Raw genomic sequence first — 15,761 nt, 5'->3', positions numbered from 1 at the left:
CCCGAGTGCCGAGTAGTACTTAATGAGGTGGGCGAATCGTATCGGCCAATGGGTAATGGTTCGCAGCCCGCCGACCCGCACCGGTACCCTTCGGTTACATTCCCATCCGCATTCTTGACGAGATCAGCTGAGGCAGATGCTCATCGCCGGCTTTCCCGCAGGGTCCTTCCAGACCAACTGTTACGTCGTCGCTCCCGCCGCGGGCGAGGAGTGCGTGGTCGTCGATCCCGGTCAGAACGCCGTCGGCGCCCTCGACGACCTGCTGCGCGAGCACAGGCTCAAGCCGGTCGCGGTGCTGGTCACCCACGGTCACATCGACCACATGTGGTCGGTCGCCCCGGTCTGCGGCGCGCGTGACGTTCCCGCGTGGATCCACCCGGAGGACCGCGAGCTGCTCTCCGACCCCGGCAAGGGGTTGTCGCTCTCGACGAAGCAGCAGCTGTTCGGGGGGCTCACCTTCACCGAGCCCGACGACGTGCGCGAGCTCGCCGACGGCGAGGTGCTGCGGCTCGCCGGCCTGGAGCTCACCGTCGACCACACTCCCGGCCATACCAGGGGGTCGGTGACGTTCAGGCTGCCCAGCACCGAGGAGATCCCGGACGTGCTGTTCTCGGGCGACCTGCTGTTCGCCGGCTCCATCGGCCGCACAGATCTCCCGGGCGGCGACTACCCCACCATCCTGCGCAGCCTGGCGACCAAGTGCCTGCCGCTGCCGGAGGACACGGTGGTCCTGCCCGGCCACGGACCACAGACCACGATCGGTCACGAGCGTGCCACCAACCCGTATCTCGCGGAGGCGAGGGCGGCCGCGGGCGCGGACTCCGCGTCCTCCGGGCACGACCGCGGCCCCGGCAGGGGACTTTAGACAATGACTTTGCAGGCGCCCAAGGGCACCTTCGACTGGCTTCCGCCGCGCTCCGAGCGGGCGCTCGCCGTGCGCGAGGCGCTCACCGAGCCCGCCCGCCGGGCGGGTTACGGCTACATCGAGACCCCGGTCTTCGAGGACACCGCGCTGTTCGTCCGCGGTGTCGGCGAGTCGACCGACATCGTCTCCAAGGAGATGTACACCTTCGAGGACAAGGGCGGGCGCTCCATCACGCTGCGCCCCGAGGGCACCGCGTCGGTGGTGCGGGCGGTCCTCCAGCACGGCCTGCACAACGGGCAGCTTCCGGTGAAGCTCTGGTACTCGGGCAGCCAGTTCCGCTACGAGCGGGCGCAGAAGGGCCGCTACCGCCACTTCTGGCAGGTCGGCGCCGAGGCGCTGGGCTCGGAGGATCCGGCGCTCGACGCCGAGCTGATCCTGCTGGCCGTCGACGGCTACGCCGCCCTGGGACTCACCGGGGTCCGGCTGCTGATCAACACGCTGGGCGACAAGGAGTGCCGTCCCGTGTACCGGGCCGCGCTCCAGGACTTCCTGCGGGGCCTCGACCTCGACGAGCCCACCCGGCAGCGGATCGAGATCAATCCGTTGCGCGTGCTCGACGACAAGCGTCCCGAGGTGCAGGCCCGGCTGGCCGGGGCGCCGCTGGTCGTCGACCACCTGTGCGAGGCGTGCAAGGCGTACCACGAGGAGGTCCGCTCGCTGCTGACCGCCTCGGGCGTTGCCTACACCGACGACCCCCGGCTGGTCCGCGGCCTCGACTACTACACGCGCACCACGTTCGAGTTCGTCCACGACGGGCTCGGCTCGCAGTCTGCGGTCGGGGGCGGGGGCCGCTACGACGGGCTGAGCGAGATGCTCGGCGGACCCGCGCTGCCCAGCGTCGGCTGGGCGCTGGGCGTCGACCGCACGGTGATGGCGATGGAGGCCGAGGGCCTGTTCGGGGACGAGAGCGCCGAGGCACGCGTGCGGGTGTACGGTGTGCCGCTGGGCACCGAGGCGCGCCGCCGGATGTTCCTGCTCGTCACCGAGCTGCGCCGGGCGGGCCTGGCCGCCGACATGTCGTTCGGCGGCAAGGGCGTCAAGGGCGCGATGAAGGGCGCCGACCGCTCGGGGGCCGGCTACGCGGTGATCCTCGGCGATCGGGACATCGCCGAGGGGACCGCGCAGGTCAAGGACCTGGCCAGCGGAGACCAGACCGCCGTACCGCTCGCTGAGATCGTCACGATGTTGAAGGAGAGACTGGACAAATGATCCGCACGCACGAAGCGGGGTCACTGCGCGAGGAGCACGCCGGGCAGCGGGTGACGCTCGCCGGGTGGGTGGCGCGACGCCGCGACCACGGCGGCGTGGTCTTCATCGACCTGCGTGACGCCTCGGGTTCGGCCCAGGTGGTCTTCCGCGAGGAGGACGACGCCCACGGGCTGCGCGCCGAATACTGCGTCAAGGTCGTCGGAGAGGTGCGGGTCCGCCCCGAGGGCAACGAGAACCCCGAGCTGCCGACCGGCGCGATCGAGGTCGTCGCCTCCGAGGTCGAGGTGCTCAGTGAGTCCGCGCCGCTGCCGTTCCCCATCGAGGGCACCACGGGCATCTCGGAGGAGGCGCGGCTGAAGTACCGCTACCTCGACATCCGCCGCCAGCAGGTCGCGCACGCCATGCGCGTCCGCTCCCGGGCCACCTACCTGGCCCACGAGGTGATGAACGAGCAGGGGTTCACCTACGTCGAGACCCCGACGCTGACCCGCTCGACCCCGGAGGGCGCCCGCGACTTCCTGGTCCCGGTCCGGCTCCAGCCGGGCAGCTGGTACGCCCTGCCCCAGTCGCCCCAGCTGTTCAAGCAGCTTCTGCAGGTCGCCGGGCTCGAGCGCTACTACCAGCTCGCCAAGTGCTACCGCGACGAGGACCTGCGCGCCGACCGGCAGCCGGAGTTCACCCAGATCGACGTCGAGATGTCCTTCGTGGACCAGGACGACGTGATCGCCCTGGGCGAGCGGCTCATCGGCCGCATCTGGAAGGAGACGGTCGGCTACGACCTGCCGACCCCCCTGCCCCGGATGACCTACCGGGAGGCGATGGCGCGCTACGGCTCCGACAAGCCGGACCTGCGCTTCGGCCAGGAGCTCGTCGAGATGACGGACTTCTTCGCGGACACCACCTTTCGCGTGTTCCAGGCGCCGTACGTGGGCGCCGTGGTCATGCCCGGCGGTGCCTCGCAGACCCGCAAGGAGCTGGACGCCTGGCAGGAGTGGGCCAAGTCACGCGGAGCCAGGGGCCTGGCCTACGTGCTGGTGGGCGAGGACGGCGCGCTCGGCGGGCCGGTCGCCAAGAACCTGTCGGAGACCGAGGCGTCCGGCCTGGCCGCGAAGGTCGGCGCGAAGCACGGTGACGCGATCTTCTTCGCGGCCGGCGCGGCCTCCGCCTCCCGCGACCTGCTCGGCGCGGCCCGCCTGGAGATCGGCCGTCGCTGCGGCCTGATCGACGAGTCGGCCTGGAACTTCCTGTGGATCGTCGACGCCCCCATGTTCGAGGAGGACGGCGAGGGCGGCTGGACCGCGGTCCACCACCCCTTCACCGGTCCCAAGCCCGAGTGGGCCGACACCTTCCAGGACCACCCCGGCGAGGCCCTGGCCTACGCCTACGACATGGTCTGCAACGGGATGGAGATCGGCGGCGGCTCGATCCGTATCCACCGGGCCGAGATGCAGCAGCGCGTCTTCGACGTGCTGGGCATCTCCAAGGAGGACGCGGAGAGCAAGTTCGGCTTCCTGCTGGAGGCGTTCAAGTACGGCCCGCCGCCGCACGGCGGCATCGCCTACGGCTGGGACCGGATCTGCATGCTTCTGGCGGGCACCGACTCCATCCGCGACGTCATCGCCTTCCCGAAGACGGCCTCCGGGTTCGACCCGCTGACCGGCGCGCCCACCCCGATCACGGTGGAGCAGCGCAAGGAGGCGGGCGTCGACGGCAGGCCCAAGACCGGCGCCTGATCCGGATGTGACGAGGCCCCCGGACGGTGTTCCGGGGGCCTTTGTCATGGCGCTGTCATGGCGCTGCCGGCTGTCGTGCGCTGTCGTGGCGCGCACAGCTGGGCAGGGCCGGGGTGTCGGTACCCGGCGAAAGCGGTGATGTGAGAGGGGATCTCCTCTCCTCGATTCCCGGACCGGCGATCGTCGAGGAGACCGCCCTGTGCGTCCCTCACAGGCACCCTGGGCGGCCGATGGCGTTTAGGGGTGGGGGAAGAGGCGCGGTCCGCGTGCGGTCGCGCTGAGGCCTGTGTGGGCCGCGTGCCGCCCGTGCTCGCGAGCGGAGACGACGGGGCCGGGGCTACGACCGCCGGGACGCGAGGACGCCCCGGCGGTCGTCCGACCGCCGGGGCGTCCTGTGGCGGCGAGGCGCCACGAGTCCGGTCAGGAGAGCCGTACGCTCTTGATGATCACCGGGATCTTGGGGGCGTTGGAACCGCCGTCACCGGTGATGTCGTCGGGGTTGGTGATCCACCCGCCCTTGGCGATCTCGTCGAGGATCTCCATGCCCTGGGAGACCACGCCGAAGGGCGTGTAGGCCTTCTCCACCTGCTCGGTGTCGTCCCCCAGCGAGATCCAGAACTGGCTGCCGTTCTCGTTGATCGCGTCCATCGCCTGGGCCACCGCGACCGTGCCCCTGGCGTAGGAGACCTCGCCGTCGAGGTTCTCGCTGTCGTAGACGTATCCCGAGCTGCCCTGGCCGTCGGTGGGGTTCTTCCCGTCGGCCTTGGCCTGCGGGTCGCCGCACTGCAGCAGGCTCACGCCGGAGTTCTCCGGGGTGGCCAGACGGTGGCACTTGGTGTTGTTGAAGAAGCGCTTCTTGGCCAGGAAGGCGAAGGAGTTGACCGTGCAGGGGGCCTGCTGGGTCGCCAGGTCGATCACGACATTGCCGTGGTTGGTGGCGATCGTCATGGTCTTCAGCTTCAGGTTCGGCCTGGCCGGTGGCATACCCACGTTCTTCACCGGGCTGCCGCTGGTGTCCTTGCGGTAGGTACACCTCGTGTTGGCCGGAGCGGCCGTGGGGGTCGGCTCGGGCGTCGCGGTGGGTGTCTCCGAAGGAGACGGCGAACCGGTGGCGGCGGCGTTGTTGACCTTCGGGTCGTCACCGTCGCCCCCCAGAAGGGTCACCCCGGCGAACAATCCCCCCGCGACGACGACCACCGCGGCGACCGCTCCGATGACGGCGTTGCGCTTCGACGACGTGGTCGCCTGCGCAGCACGCTTCGCCTGCCGCTCTTTGTGTTCCCGAGCCAGCCGGCTCTGGCGGTCCTCGGCGCTCACCGCTATGTCCTCCAAGATTGCTGATCCATGGTTATGGGCTGGCGAAAAGAGTACCGGCCCCAAGATGTGCTGGACGTAAGTGGCGGAATTCATCAGAGGGGGACGGAGAGAAAGGGGAGACCTCTTCACGCTCTCCATAACCCGCTCATGGTGGGATCCGTACTTGCAGATGATGAACCACGCACCACCGGAGCGCCCCCATGTTCGACGAGATCCTCGGCCTGCCTCTTCACCCCCTGGTCGTTCACGCGGCAGTGGTCTTGACACCGCTCCTCGCGGTGCTCGCCACCGTGTACGCCCTGGCGCCCCGCACGCGACCCGTGCTCACCTGGGCGGTGGTCGGACTCGCCCCGGTCGTGCCGGTGAGCGTCTTCGTGGCGCGGGAGAGCGGGGAGGCGCTGGAGGAGGGCCGCTTCGCCTCCGCGGGGGGACGGCTCGCCGAGCTCATCACCGAACACGCGAACCTCAGCGTCCCGCTGCTGCTCGTCTCCCTCGCCCTCGGGGTGGCCTCGGCCGCTCTCGTCCACGTCACGCGCCGTGACAGGTTCGGACGCACGGCCGAATTGGCGCTCTCGGCGCTCACCGTTGTCCTGGCCGTCGTGACGATCTACTACGTGGTACGGAGCGGGCACAGCGGGGCCGTCGCGGTCTGGAGCTGAGCCGGCCGGGGCCGTGATGTCGCATGACGCCGGGGAGTCCGGCGCACCACCGTCCGCGCGGGCTGAGGCCCCGCCGGGCGGCGGTACTGTCTCAGACGTGGACAGCCTGTTCGACTCGGCGGCGGAGGAGGCCCATCGCGGCCAGGAGCCCCTGGCGGTGCGAATGCGCCCCCGGAGCCTGGACGAGGTGATCGGCCAGCGGCACCTGCTGGGTCCCGGCACGCCGCTGCGCCGCCTCGTCGAGGCCGAGGCGCCCATGTCGCTGTTCCTCTGGGGCCCCCCGGGGACCGGCAAGACCACCCTCGCCTACGTGGTGGCGGGTGTCACCAAGCGCCGCTTCGTGGAGGTCTCCGCGGTCTCGGCCGGTGTCAAGGAGGTCCGCGCGGCCATCGAGCAGGCCCGGCGCGAGCTGGGCATGTCCGGCCGCCAGACCGTCCTGTTCGTCGACGAGGTGCACCGCTTCAACAAGGCGCAGCAGGACGCCCTGCTGCCAGCCGTGGAGAACCGCTGGGTCACCTTCATCGGCGCCACCACCGAGAACCCCTTCTTCTCCGTCATCTCGCCCCTGCTGTCGCGCTCGCTGCTGCTCACCCTGGAGTCACTGTCGGAGGACGACATCCGGGTGGTGCTGGAGCGCGCGGTCACCGACCCGCGCGGCCTGGACGCGAGGGCGAGCCTCGCACCCGAGGCCGCCGAGCACCTGGTGCGGCTCGCCGGCGGCGACGCCCGCAGGTCGCTCACCTACCTGGAGGCCGCCGCGCTGATCGCCGACGGCGAGATCACCGTCGAGGTGGTGGAGCGGGCGGTGGACAAGGCCGCCGTGCGCTACGACCGGCAGGGCGACCAGCACTACGACGTGATCAGCGGTTTCATCAAGAGCATGCGGGGCTCCGACGCCGACGCCGCGCTGCACTACCTCGCCCGGATGATCGAGGCGGGGGAGGACCCCCGGTTCATCGCCCGCAGGATCGTCGTCTTCGCCTCGGAGGACGTCGGCATGGCCGACCCCACCTGCCTGCAGATCGCGGTGGCCGCCGCTCAGGCGGTGGAGTTCGTCGGCCTGCCCGAGGGACGCCTCAACCTGGCCCAGGCCGTCATCCACTGCGCGCTGGCCCCCAAGTCCAACGCGGTGATCAACGCCATCGGCGCGGCCTCCGAGGACGTACGGCGCGGCGACATCGGCCACGTACCCAACCATCTGCGCGACTCCCACTACGCGGGGGCCAAGCAGCTCGGCCACGGCAGGGGCTACAGATACCCCCACGAGTTCGAGCACGGACTGGTACGCCAGGAGTACGCCCCCGAGGAGCTCAGGGACCGGCGCTACTACCAGCCCACCCGTCACGGTGCCGAGGCGGGCCTCGCCGACCGCTGGGCCAGGATTCGCGCCTTCCTCCGTGGGGAGTAGCCTCCCGCGAGGGTCACCTCCGGAGCGCGCGGTGAGCGGGGATGAGCGATGTCGGGCACGATAGGGTTTCGCCAATCCGCCCGACCATGGCCGGGGTCACCTATGAACCAGTGAGGGGAGCGGGTCCGCACATGCTTACCGCAGGAGAGGTCGCGGGGCTGATCGCCGCGATGGCCTGGGCGATCCTGGTGTCCTTCATGGCCGTCGTCATGGTCAGGCTGGCCCGGCTGCTCACCGAGACCACCAAGATGGTCTCCCAGCTGGGCGACCGCGTCGTGCCGCTGCTGGAGGACGTCTCGGCCGCGGTCGGCGAGACCAACCGGCAGCTGGTCGCGATCGAGGCCATCACCAAGGACGTCAAGCAGGTCAGCGGGCACGTGGCCAAGGTCAGCGACGTCACCCAGAACCTGGTCACCGGGCCGATGATCAAGGTCGCGGCCCTCACCCACGGTGTCCGCAGGGCAGTGGGCGCCCGCAGACGCGCCAGGCTCGCCGCGCCGGCGCTGGAGAGGCGCCCGCGATGATCCGCAGGCTGTTCTACATGGGGCTGGGCGCGTTCGGCGCGGTGTGGGCCATGCGTAAGCTTCAGGCACTGCACCCGAACCACCTGGCCCGGCGGGCCGTGCACAACGCCACCGGCGCCCTGGGGCAGGCACGTGACCTCGCGGGGGAGGCCCTGCGAGGCGCGGCCGAGCGGGAAATCGAGTTGCGTTCCCGGTTCGGGCTCGACAGCGTGGAAAACTCCTATCACTCCAACGTAAAGGATGGCCGCTGACATGGAGTCGGCAGAGATCGCCCGCCGCTTCCTGCGCTTCTTCGAGGAGCGTGGGCACACCGTCGTGCCCTCGGCCAGCCTCATCGCCGAGGACCCGACACTGCTTCTGGTCAACGCGGGCATGGTGCCCTTCAAGCCCTACTTCCTGGGCCAGCAGAAGCCGCCCTACAAGCGGGCCGCCAGCGCGCAGAAGGTCGTGCGGACCCTCGACATCGACGAGGTCGGCAAGACGACCAGGCACGCCAGTTTCTTCCAGATGCTCGGCAACTTCTCCTTCGGCGACTACTTCAAGGAGCAGGCGATCCCGTTCGCCTGGGAGTTGCTGACCAGGCCCGAGTCCGAGGGCGGGTTCGGCTTCCCCGAGGACCGCCTCTGGGCCACCGTCTACCTCGACGACGACGAGGCCGCCGAGATCTGGCGCAAGGTGGGGGTGCCGCAGGAGCGCATCCAGCGCCGCGACCTCGCCGACAACTACTGGCACATGGGCGTGCCAGGACCCGGCGGCCCGTGCAGCGAGATCTACTACGACCGCGGTCCCGAGTACGGGCGCGAGGGCGGTCCGATCGCCGACGAGAACCGCTATCTGGAGGTGTGGAACAACGTCTTCATGCAGTACCAGCTCAGCGCGGTCCGAAGCAAGATCGACTTCGACATCGCCGGTGAGCTGCCCGCCAAGAGCGTCGACACGGGCATGGGCCTGGAGCGCATGGCGGCGATCCTGCAGGGCGTCGACAACATCTACGAGATCGACACCACGTACAAGATCCTCGACAGGGCCGCCGACCTCACCAAGACGCGCTACGGCCGCGACGAGCGTGCCGACGTGTCGCTGCGAGTGGTCGCCGACCACGTCAGGACCGGCGTGATGCTCGTCGCCGACGGGGTGCTGCCCTCCAACGAGGGCAGGGGCTACGTGCTGCGCCGCATCCTGCGCCGCGCCATCCGCAACCTGCGCCTGCTCGGCGCGGGCGAGGAGCGTTACATGCACGAGCTCACCGCGGTGACCGTCGACGTGATGGGCGAGCAGTACGCCGAGCTCAGGGCCGACGCCCCGCAGATCCACGGCGTCATCGACGCCGAGGAGGCGTCCTTCCTGGGCACGCTCCGCACCGGCACCGCGATCTTCGACGTGGCGGCCGAGGAGACCAAGCGCAAGGGGAAGGCCACGCTCGCGGCCGACCAGGCCTTCCAGCTCCACGACACCTACGGCTTCCCGATCGACCTCACCCTGGAGATGGCCTCCGAGCAGGGGCTGCAGGTCGACGAGGAGGGCTTCCGCCGCCTGATGAAGGAGCAGCGCGACCGCGCCAAGGCCGACGCCGCCTCCAAGAAGACCGGCAACGCCGACATCTCGATCTTCGGCACGCTCCTGGAGAAGACCGGCAAGGTCGAGTTCCTGGGCTACGACCACGTGACGGCCGAGGCCGAGGTCGTCGGCCTCCTCGTCGACGGCGTCTCCGTGCCCGCGGCGGGCACGGGCACGGCGGTCGAGGTCGTGCTGAACCGCACCCCCTTCTACGCCGAGGGCGGCGGCCAGCTGTCCGACCAGGGCGTCATCCGCACCGGTGGGGCCGAGGTGGAGATCGTGGACGTGCAGTCCCCGGTCTCCGGCGTCGTCGTGCACCGTGGCAAGGTTCGCTCCGGAGAGGTCCGGGTGGGAGACCAGGCCCAGGCGGAGATCGACGTCGAGCGGCGCCGGGCGATCTCCCGCAGTCACACCGCCACCCACCTGGTGCACCGTGGCTTCCGCAACGCGCTGGGCGAGACCGCGGCGCAGGCCGGCTCGGAGAACTCCCCCGGCCGCTTCCGCTTCGACTTCACCGCCGCGGGCGCGGTGCCGCCCAGCGTGCTGCGCGACGTCGAGGACGAGGTCAACGCCGTTCTCATCAACGACCTGCGGGTCAACGCCTTCCACACCTCCCAGGCGGAGGCCCGCGCGATGGGCGCCCTCGCCCTGTTCGGAGAGAAGTACGGCGACACCGTCCGCATCGTCGAGGTCGGCGAATACTCACGCGAGCTCTGCGGCGGCACCCACGTCGCCAGCTCCGGGCAGCTGGGCCTGGTCAAGGTGCTGGGCGAGGCCTCGATCGGCGCGGGCGTGCGCCGGGTGGAGGCCCTGGTCGGTCTCGACGCCTTCCGCTTCCTGGCCAGGGAGAGCGTGCTCGTCGCCCAGCTGTCGGAGCAGCTCAAGGCCCGCAGGGAGGAGCTGCCCGAGCGCATCGAGGGCATCGTCACCCGGTTGCGTTCCGCGGAGAAGGAACTGGGCGCGCTGCGCTCGGCCCAGGTGCTCGCCGGTGCGGGGGAGATGGCGGAAAACGCCCACGATCTGCACGGAGTGTCCGTCGTGACACACCGCGCGCCTGATGGCACCTCCCCCGACGATCTGCGTAAGCTCGCGCTTGACGTGCGCGGCCGGTTCCCCGGCGATCGCGCCGCGGTGGTCGTGGTGGCCGGTGTCCCCGGTGACCGGCCGGTCGTGGTGGCCGCGGTGAACGAGGGGGGACGCGGTCGCGGCCTGAAGGCGGGCCGTCTGGTCGGCGTCGCCGCGAAGGCACTGGGAGGTGGCGGTGGCGGCAAGGACGACGTCGCGCAGGGAGGCGGTGTGCGCCCCGAGGCGATCGGCGAGGCGCTCGCCGCCGTCGAGCAGGCGATCGCGCAGACGCTCACCTGACGGCGAACGACGCCCTCGCGCCGTGTCCGGCACCGGGGTGGGGACGGAAACGATGAGAAACGGCATTCGGCTGGGCGTCGACGTCGGCTCGGTCCGCATCGGTGTGGCACGCAGCGACCCCTCGGGGTTGCTGGCCACGCCGGTGGAGACCGTCCGGCGCGGTAAGGGCGACCTCGACCGGCTCGCGGAGATCGCGGCCGAGTACGAGGTCGTCGAGGTGGTGGTCGGCCTGCCGACGTCGCTCTCCGGGCGCGAGGGGCAGGCGGCGGAGGCCGCCCGCGACTTCGCGAACCGGATCTCGCTGCGGCTGGCGCCGATACCGGTACGGCTGTTCGACGAGCGGCTGACCACCGTCACCGCCCAGCAGGGGCTGCGGGCCAGCGGTGTGAAGGCGAAGAACCAGCGTGGCGTGGTGGACCAGGCGGCCGCCATCGTGCTGCTCCAGGCCGCCTTGGACGCCGAGCGCGCCACCGGCAGGCCCCCGGGTGTTCCCGCCGGATCCACCCCGGGCGGAGGGGACGTCGAAAGGCCGGGCGGCGGGTCCGGTCGGTGAACCGCCTGCGGCCGATGTGGTTGCTGGTGGCCGGGACGTCCGCGCTCGCCGTCGCCACGGGGACGGCCGGCTTCGTCGTGATCCGCTCCTATCTCGTGCCCGCCGACTTCGAGGGTCCCGGCTCGGGGGCGGTCGTCGTCGAGATCCCCCGGGGGGCGAGCGCCGCCCAGATCGGGCTGGTGCTCGCCGACGCCGGGGTGGTGGCGAGTGCCAGGGGGTTCGTCGCGGTGGCGAAGGAGCAGGGCAGGACGGCCGGCCTGCCCCCGGGGCGCTTCAGGCTCCGCAGGGGCATGGACGCGCTGTCGGCGCTCGGCATGCTGGTGGCACCGGAGTCGCGGATCGTTCATACGGTCACCGTGTCCGAAGGGCTGCGCCTGCCGGAGTTGCTCGACCGGCTCGCCGACCAGACCGGCATGCGCCGGGCCGATCTGGCCAGGGCCGCGGCCGACGAACGGGCGCTCGGCCTGCCCCGATACGCGGAAAGCGCCGAGGGCTTCCTGTTTCCCGCCACCTACGAGATCGAGCCCACCACGACCGCCTCGGGTGTGCTCACCGCGATGGTGGAACGTTACAAACAGATGGCCGCTCAGCTGAAACTGAGGAAACGGGCGAAGAAGAAAGGGTTGTCTCCCTTGGAAGCCGTCACAATGGCGAGCATCGTCCAGGCGGAGGGCGGGCGGGATCCGGACTACCCGAAGATCGCTAGAGTGATCTACAACAGGATCAGGGCCCGGACGCCACTCCAGATGGACACCACGGTGCTGTACGCGCAGGGACGCAGAACCCTGGAGGTCTCGCAACGGGATACCGAGGTAAGGTCTCCCTACAACACCTACCTCAAACCGGGCCTGCCACCAGGACCCATCGCGAACCCCGGGGAGAAGGCATTGATCGCGGCACTCCAGCCAGATCAAGGTGATTGGTTCTGGTTTGTCACTACCGATCCGGAGCATAGAATCACGAAATTCACTGACACAGAGAGTGAGTTTGTGAGATACCGGGAAGAGCTGAACAAACACCTCGGGAAGCGTTGATGCCCGGCGGAATACCCCCCGTTCCGCCCCAGGCGGCGACCCGCACTCGCGGATCGGACGACGGCTCCCGAAGCACCGGGACGTCCTCCCGGGTGTTCTCCTTCGGTTCGGCACACCCGCTTGACGCCAGGCCGTCTCTAGCGGGAGATTGGCCAGCGCCTCTATGAACGATCTCGATATGGACTTCCTGGTCGGCTCCGACGACGAAGGTCGGTCGCGCCGAGGTTCCAACGCGTCCTCCGGTCGCGACTCGGGCCGCCGGGGCCGCCGCAGGAAGCGACGCCGCAACCGGGGCGGCTTCCTCGCCCCCATGCTCGCGATCATCGTCCTGATCGGCGGAGTCGGCGCCGCCGGCTTCTACGGCTACACCTGGGTCCGCGACGTGATGACCCCCGACGACTATGCCGGTCAGGGCACCGGTGAGGTCGTCGTGGAGATCAAGGACGGCGACAGTGCCTCCGACATCGCCCAGACCCTGGAGGAGCAGGGGGTGGTGAAGAGCGTGAAGGCATTCGTCAACGCCGTCGCCGCCGCGGGCAAGACCTCCTCCCTGCAACCGGGCGAATACACCATGCGCAAGCAGATGGCGGCCGCCGAGGCCGTCAAGCTCCTCGACCCGGACAAGCGGCTGCGGGAGAGGGTGACCCTCAAGGAGGGACTGCGCGTGAGCGACACCCTTGAGCAGCTCGCCAAGCAGACGGGCAAGCCCCTGCGGGAGTTCCAGCAGGCCGCGAGAAACACCCGTGAGCTCGGCCTGCCCTCCTACTCCAGGGGCAAGCTGGAGGGATACGCCTTCCCGGCCACCTACGAGATCACGCCCAAAATGACGGCCTCGGAGATCCTGACCAAGATGGTCGACCGCTTCAACCAGACCGCCGACAAGGACGACCTGCGGGGCAAGGCGAAGGCTCTCGGGCACACCCCGCACGAGATCATGACGATCGCCAGCATCGTCCAGGCCGAGTCGGGCACCAAGGAGGACATGGGCAAGGTCGCCCGCGTCATCTACAACCGGCTCGACGGCAACCCGCCCCGCAAGCTGGAGATGGACAGCACGGTGATGTACGCGCTGAACAAGTACAACATCGAGGCCTCCCACAAGGACCTTGAGAGCGAATCGCCCTACAACACCTACAAGCACCTGGGGCTGCCCCCCGGCCCGATCGCCAACCCGGGAGACGAGGCGATCCAGGCCGCGCTCAACCCCACCAAGGGCGACTGGGTCTGGTTCGTGACCACCTGCCCGGCGAAGCGCGTCACCAAGTTCGCCTCGGCGGAGTCCGACTTCTTCGTGCTCAAGGCCGAGTACGAGAGGAACAAGGTGAACGGGTGCTGAGGGCGGCGGTCCTGGGGTCGCCGATCGTCCACTCGCTCTCCCCTCACCTGCACCGCGCCGCCTACGAGGGCATGGGGTTGCACGACTGGCGCTACGAGGCGATCGAGTGCGAGGAGGCCGGACTCCCCGCCCTCCTCGCCGGCCTGGAGGGTGACTGGGCGGGGCTCTCGCTCACGATGCCGCTCAAGCGGGCCGTGCTGCCGCTGCTCGACACCGTCTCCGAGCTCGCGCTCCAGGTGGGCGGGGCCAACACCGTGATCCTGCGCGACGGTGTCCGGCACGGGGACAACACCGACGTGTACGGCATCGTCCAGGCGCTCGCCGAGGCGGGCGTGGTCCCGCCACGTGCGGCGACCGTCCTGGGCGGCGGGGCGACGGCGGCCTCCGCGCTCGCCGCCCTGCGCGAACTGGGCCTGGACGAGGCGATCCTCGTGGTCCGCGACCCCGCCAGGGCGGGGGAGACCATCCGGGTGGCCGAGCGGCTGGGCATGGACCTGTCGGTGCGGACCCTCGACAAGCTCGACACCGCGACCGAGGTCGACCTGGTCGTCTCGACCCTGCCCTCCGGGGTGGCCGACGACTTTGCCGGGACGCTGGCGGGCGTGCCCGCTCTCTTCGACGTGGTCTACGCGCCCTGGCCCACCCGCCTGGCCGCGGCCGTGGCCGAGCGGGGCGGGATCGTCGTCGGTGGCTTCCCGATGCTCCTGCACCAGGCGGTCCGGCAGGTCGAGATGATGACCGGCCGCGCGGACGTGCCGGTGGAGGCGATGCGCGAGGCGGGTAAGGCCGAGATCGTCAGGCGTGCCGCCCCGGCGGAGTGATCGCTCGCGGGGCCGGGATGATTCTGTGTGAGCGAGCTGTTGTGGTAGAGTAACGACTCGATCGGTCCGGCGTGCCTGCTGGACGCGCAAGCGGAGGTCATCCTCCCACCTCGTCGGCCGCAAGGTTGACAGGTCAGGATCACAACCGGGGTTAAACCTCCGGCAGAGCTTACGGCGTGAAGCCTTCGAGTTCATGTGGCCCCGCATGCGTGACGTGCGGGGCATCTTGCGTTCGAACGCCCTCGACAGGGTGTGCGTTCTACGACCTCCCGGCACGATCGAGCATGTTGCGGCCTCCTCCCGGACGGCCGCGGATCGCAACCTAGGAGGCCCCATCAGCGCCGAGCCCCGCATCAATGACCGCATTCGCGTGCCCGAGGTCCGCCTCGTCGGCCCGAACGGCGAGCAGGTGGGCATCGTCTCCATCGGCGACGCCTTGAAGCTGGCTCAAGAATCCGACCTCGACCTGGTCGAGGTCGCGGCAACGGCTCGCCCGCCAGTGTGCAAGCTCATGGACTACGGCAAGTTCAAGTACGAGTCCGCGATGAAGGCACGTGAGGCGCGCCGTAACCAGGCGTACACCATCATCAAGGAGATCAAGCTTCGGCCGAAGATCGATCCGCACGACTACGAGACCAAGAAGGGTCACGTGGTGCGGTTCCTCAAGGCCGGCGACAAGGTCAAGGTCACCATCATGTTCCGCGGGCGGGAGCAGTCCCGGCCCGAGCTGGGCTTCCGGCTCCTGCAGCGGCTGGCGGAGGACGTGACGGAGCTCGGCTTCGTCGAGTCCCAGCCCAAGCAGGACGGTCGAAACATGATCATGGTGATCGGGCCGCACAAGAAGAAGGCCGAGGCCAAGGCCGAGAAGGCCGCCGCCAAGGCGCGACATGACGAGAACCCTTCGGGGGACGCGTCATCGGCCGCGGACGGGACGCGCGTCAACGACGAGGTGTCCGTCAACGGAGCGGTGGCGGCTCCGCAGGAGTAACTCGCATAGCCTGGATCGTCAGGTAGTCGCGAGATCAGTCCGAGACCGGGTCCGGTCTCGTAGTCAGGCACGCCCTTGACTTGGGTTACCGGCCCGGGACATCGGCACGATCGAGGGAGAGACGGCTGAGATGCCGAAGATGAAGACGCACAGCGGTGCGAAGAAGCGGTTCAGGCTCACGGGTTCCGGCAAGCTTGTGCGCCGCCGCGCCAACCGTGCGCACTACAACGAGCACAAGCCGTCCACCTTGACGCGTCGTCTCAAGCCCGAGGTCGTGCTCTCCGAGGCCGACGCCAAGAAGATCAAGAAGCTGCTCGCTAAGTAACCGCCCC

15 protein-coding genes are annotated in these 15,761 nt (G+C 69.7%); 14 read left to right on the top strand and 1 reads right to left on the bottom strand.

From position 1 onward, the window contains the following. Positions 1-136: 136 nt before the first annotated feature. The 3 genes from AB0B96_RS34720 to aspS are packed head-to-tail and all read left to right on the top strand — an operon-like array spanning position 137 to position 3,867. A complete protein-coding gene (locus AB0B96_RS34720) occupies positions 137-865 on the top strand; it encodes an MBL fold metallo-hydrolase (protein WP_362905644.1) in 729 nt (242 codons plus the stop codon). 3 nt (positions 866-868) lie between these two features. Further along, positions 869-2,134: a histidine--tRNA ligase gene (gene hisS / locus AB0B96_RS34715; protein WP_362905642.1), complete on the top strand. Its 1,266-nt coding sequence runs from the start codon at positions 869-871 to the stop codon at positions 2,132-2,134. Further along, positions 2,131-3,867, top strand: coding sequence for an aspartate--tRNA ligase (gene aspS, locus AB0B96_RS34710; RefSeq protein WP_362905640.1), 1,737 nt, complete (start codon positions 2,131-2,133; stop codon positions 3,865-3,867). Before hisS ends, aspS begins: the two co-directional genes overlap by 4 nt. 420 nt (positions 3,868-4,287) lie before the next feature. On the opposite strand, the gene AB0B96_RS34705 is transcribed toward aspS, so the two are convergent. Next, positions 4,288-5,199, bottom strand: coding sequence for a peptidylprolyl isomerase (locus tag AB0B96_RS34705; protein WP_362905638.1), 912 nt, complete (start codon positions 5,197-5,199; stop codon positions 4,288-4,290). A 185-nt stretch (positions 5,200-5,384) separates the two neighbouring features. Between AB0B96_RS34705 and AB0B96_RS34700 the strand changes: the two genes are divergently transcribed. From AB0B96_RS34700 to rpmI, 11 genes are all read left to right on the top strand, one after another. Continuing rightward, the gene (locus AB0B96_RS34700; RefSeq protein WP_350949167.1) at positions 5,385-5,843 is read left to right on the top strand and encodes a DUF2231 domain-containing protein; all 459 of its coding nucleotides are present in this window, start codon (positions 5,385-5,387) and stop codon (positions 5,841-5,843) included. Positions 5,844-5,940: 97 nt separating this feature from the next. Next, positions 5,941-7,251: a replication-associated recombination protein A gene (locus AB0B96_RS34695; protein ID WP_362905635.1), complete on the top strand. Its 1,311-nt coding sequence runs from the start codon at positions 5,941-5,943 to the stop codon at positions 7,249-7,251. Positions 7,252-7,382: 131 nt separating this feature from the next. Continuing rightward, positions 7,383-7,775 carry a DUF948 domain-containing protein gene (locus tag AB0B96_RS34690; RefSeq protein WP_362905633.1) on the top strand — a complete coding sequence of 131 codons (393 nt, stop codon included), beginning with the start codon at positions 7,383-7,385 and terminating at the stop codon, positions 7,773-7,775. After that, positions 7,772-8,026, top strand: coding sequence for a hypothetical protein (locus AB0B96_RS34685; RefSeq protein WP_350949170.1), 255 nt, complete (start codon positions 7,772-7,774; stop codon positions 8,024-8,026). Before AB0B96_RS34690 ends, AB0B96_RS34685 begins: the two co-directional genes overlap by 4 nt. Position 8,027: 1 nt before the next feature. Continuing rightward, complete coding sequence (gene alaS / locus AB0B96_RS34680) at positions 8,028-10,697, top strand: alanine--tRNA ligase (protein ID WP_362905630.1); 2,670 nt, start codon at positions 8,028-8,030, stop codon at positions 10,695-10,697. 52 nt (positions 10,698-10,749) lie between these two features. Further along, positions 10,750-11,250: a Holliday junction resolvase RuvX gene (gene ruvX / locus AB0B96_RS34675; RefSeq protein ID WP_362905628.1), complete on the top strand. Its 501-nt coding sequence runs from the start codon at positions 10,750-10,752 to the stop codon at positions 11,248-11,250. Continuing rightward, the gene (gene mltG / locus AB0B96_RS34670) at positions 11,247-12,284 is read left to right on the top strand and encodes an endolytic transglycosylase MltG (protein WP_362905626.1); all 1,038 of its coding nucleotides are present in this window, start codon (positions 11,247-11,249) and stop codon (positions 12,282-12,284) included. The genes ruvX and mltG (AB0B96_RS34670) overlap by 4 nt, the downstream gene beginning before the upstream one ends. 163 nt (positions 12,285-12,447) lie before the next feature. Next, positions 12,448-13,620, top strand: a complete 1,173-nt coding sequence (mltG, locus tag AB0B96_RS34665; RefSeq protein WP_350949174.1) for an endolytic transglycosylase MltG — start codon at positions 12,448-12,450, stop codon at positions 13,618-13,620. Then, complete coding sequence (locus tag AB0B96_RS34660; protein WP_362905708.1) at positions 13,617-14,441, top strand: shikimate dehydrogenase; 825 nt, start codon at positions 13,617-13,619, stop codon at positions 14,439-14,441. Before mltG (AB0B96_RS34665) ends, AB0B96_RS34660 begins: the two co-directional genes overlap by 4 nt. Positions 14,442-14,775: 334 nt before the next feature. Beyond that, positions 14,776-15,429 carry a translation initiation factor IF-3 gene (gene infC, locus AB0B96_RS34655; protein ID WP_350949193.1) on the top strand — a complete coding sequence of 218 codons (654 nt, stop codon included), beginning with the start codon at positions 14,776-14,778 and terminating at the stop codon, positions 15,427-15,429. Positions 15,430-15,559: 130 nt separating this feature from the next. Then, positions 15,560-15,754 (top strand): 50S ribosomal protein L35, encoded by a 195-nt coding sequence (rpmI, locus tag AB0B96_RS34650; protein ID WP_362517752.1) that lies wholly within the window; start codon positions 15,560-15,562, stop codon positions 15,752-15,754. The last annotated feature ends 7 nt before the right edge of the window (positions 15,755-15,761 follow it).

Origin of the sequence: Streptosporangium sp. NPDC049046 (assembly GCF_040649155.1) — a bacterium.
GTDB lineage: Bacteria > Actinomycetota > Actinomycetes > Streptosporangiales > Streptosporangiaceae > Streptosporangium.
The sequence above is the reverse complement of the archived record's forward strand: the minus strand, read 5'-3'. Positions and strand labels throughout refer to the sequence as shown.